The sequence below is a fragment of the Gemella haemolysans genome (assembly GCF_001553035.1).
Classification (GTDB): domain Bacteria; phylum Bacillota; class Bacilli; order Staphylococcales; family Gemellaceae; genus Gemella; species Gemella haemolysans_B.
Map to the genome: position 1 here is coordinate 1 of NZ_KQ959923.1, position 772 is coordinate 772.

The following is a 772-nucleotide window of genomic DNA, read 5'->3' on the forward strand; positions in this document are numbered from 1 at the left end:
TTATATCCATCAATTATAGGTGCTAAATAAACTTTATCCTCTCCAACCTTGAATTGAGTTACATCTGTATAACATTTCTTTAACGGTTCTGAGGCGAAGAAATCTCTATCTATTATATTATCTGCGATTTTTCCAATTTCTCCTTTATAAGAGTTGTATTTCCTAGTAGGTCTTACGAATGACAATACACCTAGTTTTCTCGTTAATCTTAAAACTTTTTTATGATTTACTATAAATCCCATATTTTTAAGTTCTAATGTTATTCTTCTATAACCATATCTATATTTGTTCTTTTCCTGAATTAATAGAATAGCTTCTTCTATATTTTTATTTTTTTTATCTTTGTCTTCTTTATTTTTTGTATAATAATATGATGAACGAGATAAGCCTAAAATTTTTAATAGTATATTTAATCTATGTGTTTGCTTTAATTCTTCTACTATTTTTGTTTTCTCTTCGTTTGAGATTGTTTTAACCTTATCGCCCTCAACTTTTTTAAAACTGCATTTTCCGCACGTAGATACTCAAGTTCCTTCTCTAATTGTTCTACTTTTGACAATTCATTTTTTTCTATCTTTTTATTATTATTTTTCATCTTACTAGTTCTTCCTCTCGGTTTCTCTAGTATATTATACCCGTTTTCTTTAAATTTTGAAATCCAATTACTAAGTAAAGCAGGATTTGGTAATGCGTACTTTAATGAAGTAGATTTTATAGAATGTCCTAATATTAAAACTTCATTGATTATATCTAATTTCAATTCTGGTGGATA

At 26.6% G+C, this 772-nt stretch carries 1 protein-coding gene and 1 pseudogene; both read right to left on the bottom strand.

Features of this window, described 5'->3' with window-relative positions; translation table 11 throughout:
- The coding region (locus HMPREF3186_RS09550; protein WP_197415005.1) for an IS3 family transposase at positions 1–467 on the bottom strand (467 nt) is incomplete at its 3' end.
- Positions 440–772, bottom strand: a pseudogene (locus HMPREF3186_RS09110) (IS3 family transposase); the annotation flags it as partial. The gene HMPREF3186_RS09550 and the pseudogene HMPREF3186_RS09110, both read right to left, overlap by 28 nt.